Origin of the sequence: Microcystis sp. LSC13-02 (assembly GCA_002282935.1) — a bacterium.
Lineage (GTDB): Bacteria > Cyanobacteriota > Cyanobacteriia > Cyanobacteriales > Microcystaceae > Microcystis.
Genome location: MTBT01000026.1, coordinates 1 through 8,147, shown reverse-complemented (window position 1 = coordinate 8,147; position 8,147 = coordinate 1). Strand labels below are relative to the sequence as shown.

Sequence of the window (8,147 nt, the reverse complement as noted above, 5' to 3'; positions counted from 1 at the left end):
GTCACGACTACACATCTGATTTTCCGCTTACCAATCAGTTTAACACAAAGCCGTCCTAAAAGGACGGGGTTTTAACCCAAATTTTCGATAACCCCCGTACATTGCATAACACAAACCGAAGAACCCATTTCGTCGCCGTGCCTAGAATTTTATTGTCTAGTACAGCATCGCTACTATAGCACGATCGATTTAACTTGACTAGGAATGGATAAAGGCAAATAATCAATTAATCGATCGAGATCAAGACTCAATGTCTGATAACTTGTTATTAGTGGGTTAGGGAATCACCTAAGTCACCTTGTTGAATTATTGATTATCGTTAAAAATGTTTAAGCGATCGCTTTTCTTGCCCCTGTTAATTTTATCCCTTAGTTGTACGCTGCTTTTTAGTGCTTGTCGTCAACAAACAGCTAATAATCCTCCAGCAACGGACAATAATAACACAGAAACTTTAAAACTTTTATATTGGCAAGCGCCGACGATTTTAAATCCCCATCTCTCCACGGGATTTAAAGACTCAGAAGCGAGTCGCATTACCCTAGAACCTTTGGCTAGTTTCAATGAAAAAGGGGAATTAGTTCCTTTTTTAGCGGCAGAAATTCCTACTATTGAAAATGGGGGAGTTGCCCGGGATGGTAAATCGGTGACATGGAAGCTAAAAAAAGATATTAAATGGTCAGATGGTACTCCTTTTACTGCCAAAGATGTCATCGCTACCTATAATTTTATTACCAATCCGAAAACCGGTTCTACTAGCGCTGGCAATTATGAAATAGTTAAAAGTGTGGAAGCGATCGATCCCCATACGGTTAAAATAACTTTTAAGCAAGTTAATCCCGCTTGGTCATTAGTTTTTGTGGGGACAGAAGGGATGATTTTACCTGCCCATCTCTATGAAAAGTATAGCAATGAAACAGCACGTCAAGCCCCTGCTAATTTATTACCGGTGGGAACTGGCCCCTATAAAGTGGTAGAGTTTAAACCGGGAGACACGGCAGTTTATGAACCAAATTCTTTCTTTCGAGAAGCGGATAAATTAGGTTTTCAAAGAATAGAATTAAAAGGAGGAGGTGATGCAACTTCGGCTGCACGAGCGGTTTTACAGACACAGGAGGCGGATTATGCCTATAATTTGCAAGTAGAGGCAAGGGTTTTAAGTGATTTAGAAAAAGCGGGTCGGGGTCAGTTAATATCTAGTTTCGGTTCTTTGATTGAACGAGTTTTATTTAATCTGAGTGATCCTAATCAAGTTACTCCTGAAGGTGAGAGGTCTAGTATTAAGTTTCCCCATCCTTTTTTGAGTGATGTGAAAGTAAGAGAAGCTTTGTCTTTAGCTGTTGATAGAGATACTATTGCCACGCAACTTTATGGTATTACTGGGAAAACAACTCCTAATTTTATTGTGATGCCATCAGAATATAATTCTCCCAATACTAGCTATGAATTTAATCTAGAAAAGGCTAAGAAATTACTAGATGATGCGGGATGGAAAGATAGTAATGGTGATGGCACTAGGGATAAAAATGGGGTAGAAATGAAATTAGTTTTTCAAACCACTGTCAATCCTCTCCGTCAGAAAACCCAAGAAATTATCAAACAAAGTTTACAAGCGATCGGGGTAGAAGTAGAATTAAAAACTGTTGATGCCAGTATTTTCTTTTCTAGCGATCCTGCTAACGATGACACGGTAGAAAAGTTTTATGCTGACCTACAAATGTACACTACAGGTAATAATAGTCCCGATCCGAAAGCCTATTTTAAAACCTTTACCTGTAGCGAAATTCCCCAAAAAGCTGATGGTTGGTCTGGGGATAATTATGCTCGTTATTGTAATCCTGAATACGATAAATTATGGCAAGCTTTTAGTCAGGAATTAAACCCAGAAAAACGGCGAGAAATAGCGATTAAAATGAATTATATGTTAATCAATGATTTTGTGATTATTCCCCTAGTTCATCGTGCCGATGTGGTGGCAATTAGCAATAGTTTATCGGGGTTTGAATTAACTCCCTGGGATAGAAATACCTGGAAGATCAAAGACTGGAAGCGTAGTAAATAAATGCTGAAATATTTTCTGAGAAGATTATTATTTTCGATTCCCACTCTTTTAGCTATTAGTATGGTAGTTTTTGGCATTTTGGCCCTAGCACCGGGGGATCCGATGGGAGAATTTGCCGCTAATCCTGCTATTACAGAAGCAGTGCGAGAAAATATTCGCAAAAGTTTCGGATTAGATCAACCCCTTCCTGTGCGTTATGTCAAGTGGTTGTTAGCATTTCTTCAAGGAGATATGGGCTATTCTTTCACCAGTCGCAGCCCAGTTTTTACCCTAATTTGGCAGCGTTTACCCACAACTCTCTGGATTGTCGGTATTGCCTATATTTTCGGGGTTTTAATCGCTTTTCCTTTGGGCATAATTTCAGCAGTCAAGCGCTATTCTTGGTTAGACAAAATCATCTCTACTTTTTCGATGCTTGGCTTTTCTTTACCCACCTTTGTGACGGGATTATTATTAATTATTATCTTTAGTGTGCAGTTAAACTGGCTACCATCTTTTTATAATAGTACCCTAGAAATTAGCGATTTTAATAGTTTGATCGAGCAGGTTAAACAGTCAATTATGCCCATAACTGTATTAAGCTTATATCAAGGGGCGATGTTGATGCGTTTCGTGCGTTCTTCCGTAACTGAAGAAATTCACCAAGAGTACGTTAAAACTGCCTTAGCGAAGGGACTAACTAATTTTTCCGTCCTAACTAAGCATATAGTTCGCAATGCTTTAATCCCCGTTGTCACCCTGATTGCTCTCGATATTCCCTCAATTTTTACCGGTGCTTTAGTTACAGAACAAGTGTTTCGTGTACCAGGTATCGGTGCTTTATTAATCGATTCTATTTCCCGCAGTGATACCCCCGTAGTGATGGCGATTACCTTTATTTATGGGATTTTAATTGTTATCTTTAACTTAATTGCCGATTTAACCTATAGTTGGCTCGATCCGCGAGTCAGATATTAACTATGAACATTACAGAATCCTTACACACGGCGATTTTAGTCACCGATCTAGAAAAAGCTGTTAACTTTTACGAAAATGTTCTAGGATTGACTAGAATCGATCGCCCTTTGCAATACGATGGGGTTTGGTATCAAGTGGGAGATTATCAAATTCATTTAATTGTCGATAGCAATTACCAAAACTACCGTCCCAATCCCGAAAAATGGGGACGCAATCCTCATATTGCCTTCGCTATTGATGACGTGGCAGCCATGGGTAACTATCTAGAAAGTCAAGGTTATACAATTGAAATGAGTGCCTCGGTTAGAAAGGCATTATTTGTCAGTGATACCGACGGTAATATCCTAGAAATGAGCCAAATTTAGCCTGAAAAATTCCCCAATATGTTAGACCAATTACAGACTCAACTCTATCACCTTGAACAATACGCCGATCGCTTAGTAACTTCCCAACTAACTCACCTTAGTTTTGTCAGTATTGCCGTGATTTTTCTAGCCGGTTTACTCACCAGTCTTACCCCCTGTATGCTGTCGATGTTGCCGATTACCGTCGCTTATATCGGGGGTTACGAAAATAAAGGCCGTCTAGCGGCTTTTTGGCAGTCCACATGGTTTTCCCTAGGATTAGCCACCACCTTAGCGGGATTGGGACTAATTGCCGCTACTTTAGGAAAAGTCTATGGACAAGTGGGGATCGGTTTACCGATTATCGTCAGTGCGATCGCTATTTTCATGGGGTTAAACCTCTTGGAATTATTACCCCTGCGCTTCCCCTCCCTTGGCGCTACCGATTGGATTACCGGCGATTTTCCCCCGATTTTGCGGTCCTATCTTCTCGGTTTAACATTTGGTTTAATCGCCTCTCCATGTAGTACACCGGTTCTAGCAACTTTATTGGCATGGGTGGCCAATACAGGAGATTTAAGCTTAGGAGGGGGATTATTGTTATCCTACACTGCCGGCTATGTTTTACCGCTGATTATCGTCGGTTCTTTTACTGCTTCGCTGAAAAGCTTTCTTTCCCTGCGTCAATGGTCCGGGTGGATTAATCCTGTCAGTGGGGTTTTATTAATCGGTTTTGGAGTTTTTTCTTTATTATCTCGTCTGCTGTGATGGTGGAGAGTTATGATAGATAATTGGCTAGAATTGCAAAACTTTTAACTATGACTATATCGGAAACTTCCTCAAATTTAAAGAATACACCGCCTCAATGGGGACGTAAATTTATCCAGACTATTGCCGATCTGCGATTGGCAATTATCCTCTTACTTTTAATCGCTATTTTTAGCATTTCTGGGACAGTAATCGAACAGGGACAATCCCTATCTTTTTACCAAGCTAATTATCCTGAGAAACCCGCTTTATTTGGGTTTCTGACTTGGAAAGTTTTATTACTAATGGGATTAAATCATGTTTATAGTACTTGGTGGTATCTATCATTATTAATTCTCTTTGGTTCCAGTTTAACCGCTTGCACCTTCCGACGACAATTTCCTGCTTTAAAGGCAGCAAAAAAATGGCAATTTTATCAACAATCTCGCCAATTTCAAAAACTAGCTTTAAGTGCTGAATTAGAAACTGGTTCCCTAGAATCCCTAACCCCCTTGTTAGAAAAAAAAGGCTACAAAGTTTTTCTAGAAAATAACAGTCTCTATGCTCGTAAAGGTCTGATTGGTAAAATCGGTCCGATTATCGTTCATGCAGCCATGTTAATTATTTTAGCAGGAGCGATCTGGGGAGCGTTAACCGGCTTTTTCGCTCAAGAAATGGTAGCTAGTGGCGATAGTTTTCAGGTTAAAAATATTATTGAAGCTGGACCCTTATCTAAAAATTCTCTCCCTAAGGATTGGGGGATTAAAGTTAATCGTTTTTGGATTGATTATAGTCCTCAAGGTGATATAGAACAATTTTATTCTGATTTGTCGGTGATCGATGATCAAGGACAGGAGATCGATCGCAAGACTATTCAAGTTAATCAACCTTTGCACTATAAAGGGGTGACTTTTTATCAAACCAGTTGGGGAATTGCTGGGGTAAAAGTACAGGTGAATAATAGTCCAATCCTACAGCTACCGATGGCTAGTTTAGACACCAAAGGTAATGGACAAATCTGGGGAACTTGGATTCCGACTAAAACCGATCTTAGTGAGGGAGTTTCTCTTTTAACCAGAGATTTACAAGGTACGTTAGTTGTCTATGATGCTAAGGGAGATTTAACCTCTGCTGTACGAGAAGGAATGACGATTCCCATCAATGGAGTTAATCTAAAAATAGTCGAATTAGTGGGCAGTACAGGGTTACAAATTAAGGCAGATCCGGGAGTGCCTATTGTCTATTTAGGTTTTGGTTTATTGATGATGGGAGTGGTAATGAGTTACTTTTCCCATTCCCAAATTTGGGCTTTACAATCGGGCGATCGCTTTTATATTGGTGGTAAAACTAATCGCGCTCAAGTCAGTTTTGAACGGGAAATAATTGATACCATTGAAAGGCTAAAGTTAAAGTAGAATTGACGTTAATCTGGTGTCGTTTCCCGATAAAAAGTTCTGTTTATCTATCTATTGCCTATTGCCTCTTTTGCCTTTTGCCTACCCTAACCAAGAACTTAATTTTGTTCAATTACTTATATGCCAGAATTGCCAGAAGTAGAAACGGTGCGTCGCGGGTTAAATCAAGTGACCCAGGGCAAAAAAATTATCGGTGGGGAAGTATTATTACAGCGTACCCTAGCCTATCCTAATTGCGAGGTAACTTTTCTGCAAGGAATTGCTCAGACCACGATTACCAATTGGCAGCGCCGAGGCAAATATCTCCTCGCCAATTTAGATAATGGTAGCAGTATCGGGGTTCATCTGCGTATGACCGGACAATTGCTGTGGGTAAAAGATACCACTCCCCTCCCGATTCATACGCGCTTACGCTTCTTTTTTGCCAATCAGCAAGAATTGCGCTTTGTCGATACCCGCACTTTCGGGAAAATTTGGTGGATTGCCGCCGATAAAACCCCAGAAACTGTGATTACCGGTCTCAAAAAACTGGGACTGGAACCCTTTGATCGCAATTTTACCGCCGATTACCTCTATAGTCACTGTCAAAAAAGTCGTCGTCCGATTAAAACTTTTCTCCTCGATCAAAATGTAGTCGCAGGAATTGGCAATATCTACGCAGATGAAGTTCTTTTTAAAAGTGGCATCCATCCTCAAACTGCCGCTAATCTCTTGAAAATTGAGCAAATAGACTTATTGACAAAAAACATTATTTCTGTATTAGAAACGGCGATCGCTGAAGGCGGAACCAGTTTTAGCGATTTTCTCCACGTTACGGGAGTTAATGGCAATTATGGGGCGATGGCCTGGGTTTACGGTCGTAATGGCGAAAATTGTCGCCTTTGCGGTGCAACTATTGCCAGAATTAAATTAAGTGGGCGCTCGGCTCATTTTTGTCCCCAGTGTCAAGTCTCAAGGGGAGAAGGGAGAAAAAGCTGATCACTGATTAGGGGCTGTGGCTTGAATTTTGTTATTTTCGTCGGCTAGGGTCTGAATCTCCTGTCTGTAAGCAAAAGGAGCGCGACTGAGAGCATCTTGAAAGAGGGGTTGAGCCTCTTGATTTTTGCCCTGTTCTTTTAGTACGATCGCTGTCGCTAAAATTGGTCGGAAATCGTTAACATCCATCTGTTGAGCTTGTTTATAGGCTTTTAAAGCTTCCGGATAATTTTGCTGATCGAAATAGATTTTGCCTAAAAGTAACTGAACGGAAACGATATCGATTAAACTAGCAGGATTATTGGGATCGGAAGCAGCTTTTAAAGCGCGATCAATCGTGTCTTTGACCAGACTAATCGCCTCGATCGGGCGGTTTTGGCTAAGAAATAAATTAGTTAATCCAGTTAAGGCCCGCAGCTCTTGGGGATGGGAGGCTAAAAGGGCGCGATAACTGCCTGTGGCTCCTGCATAGTCCTCTATTTGCTGTTTCGCTTCCGCCAAAAGTAGCAGATAATCGGATTGTTGGGGGTTAAGTTGCGCTAATTTTTCTAAAGGTTCGATCGCTTGCCTTAAATCGCCCTGCTGTAAGCGAGTATCTAATAATCCCCGCAAAGCCGTCTGATTATCGGGTTCGCGCTCTAAAACCATCTGATAACCCAGTGCTTGACTGGCTAATTCCTCTTGTTTGACTGCGGACAGATGACTCTGGCCTGAGTGCCGCTCACTCTGGAGAATAGAAGTCAATAGCGGCATAATCGAGAAAGACAGCAAAGCAAATAACATCAGGACGAGACCGATGGACAGCCAACGACGGTTAGAGAGAGAGGCTTTCATAGACTGGGGTGCGAGGGGACAGACAGGAAAATGTTATGGAAATCTGGAGATTTGATCAGGGGATCGATCGAATTGGCCGCTCTTTATCTCAAATGTCGGGGTGAAGACCCTTGCTTGAGTGCGACGGGATGAAACCCCAGTCAATATAAAACAGCACTTCGACACATTTCGACAGGCTCAATGTAAAGGCTCAGTGACACGAAGCAAGATTAAAAATAAGCGTCCAGTCTCCTGACAAAATCTCGAATAACTTCTTCTTTTAAGGGTCTTGACCTACTCAGGCCAAATAGCTACTATATGAGTATAGCGGATAGGGTAATCAACCGCTCTAAAAACCCATGTAGTCTAACCACTATGCTATCTGCACCTTGACAATTAAAGATATAGGGTTCTACTCAATAGTTCTAGTTTCTCAACTGTGAGTAGGTAAAATCTTTACAGGAACTAGACAAAGCAGTATTTGAAGCTAACGTTTCAATTCAAGCAAATTTTGTACCCCCCCTTGCTCCCCCGACGTCGGAGGGGTTGGGGGGGGACTATCGTAGGGCATACGAAAAGTAATGCTTGGGGAGAGAACCACCTCTGGGTTGGATAACGCAAGGTATCTAGTTTAAGTGGACTCGTTGAACCAAGAATCCCTCGCTTTTAGCGACGGGAGTGTCAATGAGTACAATGGGCAGACAGTCAAGACTCAAAAGGGTTTTGACAAGGTTGACAGTCAAAAGATCATCGAAAATTTTGGGTCTGAAACCCCGTCGTTCTACGACGGCTTTACCGTTAAATACTAGCGCATTTACCAAATATATGCTAGAATGT

At 41.2% G+C, this 8,147-nt stretch carries 7 protein-coding genes; 6 read left to right on the top strand and 1 reads right to left on the bottom strand.

Annotation, left to right across the window (positions count from 1 at the left end):
• Positions 1-325: 325 nt before the first annotated feature.
• The 6 genes from BGL89_RS01640 to BGL89_RS01615 all read left to right on the top strand — a co-directional run bounded on the left by BGL89_RS01640 (position 326) and on the right by BGL89_RS01615 (position 6,500).
• Entirely contained in the window at positions 326-2,059 is a 1,734-nt protein-coding gene (locus BGL89_RS01640; RefSeq protein ID WP_286824023.1) for a peptide ABC transporter substrate-binding protein, read from the top strand.
• On the top strand, positions 2,060-3,016 hold the full coding sequence (locus BGL89_RS01635; RefSeq protein ID WP_286824021.1) for an ABC transporter permease: 957 nt from the start codon (positions 2,060-2,062) through the stop codon (positions 3,014-3,016).
• A gap of 2 nt (positions 3,017-3,018) precedes the next feature.
• Complete coding sequence (locus tag BGL89_RS01630) at positions 3,019-3,381, top strand: VOC family protein (protein ID WP_286824019.1); 363 nt, start codon at positions 3,019-3,021, stop codon at positions 3,379-3,381.
• An 18-nt stretch (positions 3,382-3,399) separates the two neighbouring features.
• Positions 3,400-4,128 (top strand): cytochrome c biogenesis protein CcdA, encoded by a 729-nt coding sequence (locus BGL89_RS01625; RefSeq protein WP_190356815.1) that lies wholly within the window; start codon positions 3,400-3,402, stop codon positions 4,126-4,128.
• Positions 4,129-4,178: 50 nt separating this feature from the next.
• Positions 4,179-5,522 (top strand): cytochrome c biogenesis protein, encoded by a 1,344-nt coding sequence (locus BGL89_RS01620; protein WP_286824015.1) that lies wholly within the window; start codon positions 4,179-4,181, stop codon positions 5,520-5,522.
• A 120-nt stretch (positions 5,523-5,642) separates the two neighbouring features.
• Positions 5,643-6,500 (top strand): DNA-formamidopyrimidine glycosylase, encoded by an 858-nt coding sequence (locus tag BGL89_RS01615; RefSeq protein ID WP_286824013.1) that lies wholly within the window; start codon positions 5,643-5,645, stop codon positions 6,498-6,500.
• Here BGL89_RS01615 and BGL89_RS01610 read toward each other — a convergent pair whose 3' ends face one another.
• Positions 6,501-7,331 (bottom strand): tetratricopeptide repeat protein, encoded by an 831-nt coding sequence (locus tag BGL89_RS01610; RefSeq protein WP_286824012.1) that lies wholly within the window; start codon positions 7,329-7,331, stop codon positions 6,501-6,503.
• Positions 7,332-8,147: the final 816 nt, after the last annotated feature.

What these genes read in the sequence shown, in the direction of transcription:
- BGL89_RS01640 (WP_286824023.1), top strand. Translation starts at nt 326, where the DNA reads ATGTTTAAGCGATCGCTTTTCTTGCCCCTGTTAATTTTATCCCTTAGT.
- BGL89_RS01635 (WP_286824021.1), top strand. Translation starts at nt 2,060, where the DNA reads ATGCTGAAATATTTTCTGAGAAGATTATTATTTTCGATTCCCACTCTT.
- BGL89_RS01610 (WP_286824012.1), bottom strand. Translation starts at nt 7,331, where the DNA reads ATGAAAGCCTCTCTCTCTAACCGTCGTTGGCTGTCCATCGGTCTCGTC.
- BGL89_RS01625 (WP_190356815.1), top strand. Translation starts at nt 3,400, where the DNA reads ATGTTAGACCAATTACAGACTCAACTCTATCACCTTGAACAATACGCC.
- BGL89_RS01630 (WP_286824019.1), top strand. Translation starts at nt 3,019, where the DNA reads ATGAACATTACAGAATCCTTACACACGGCGATTTTAGTCACCGATCTA.
- BGL89_RS01615 (WP_286824013.1), top strand. Translation starts at nt 5,643, where the DNA reads ATGCCAGAATTGCCAGAAGTAGAAACGGTGCGTCGCGGGTTAAATCAA.
- BGL89_RS01620 (WP_286824015.1), top strand. Translation starts at nt 4,179, where the DNA reads ATGACTATATCGGAAACTTCCTCAAATTTAAAGAATACACCGCCTCAA.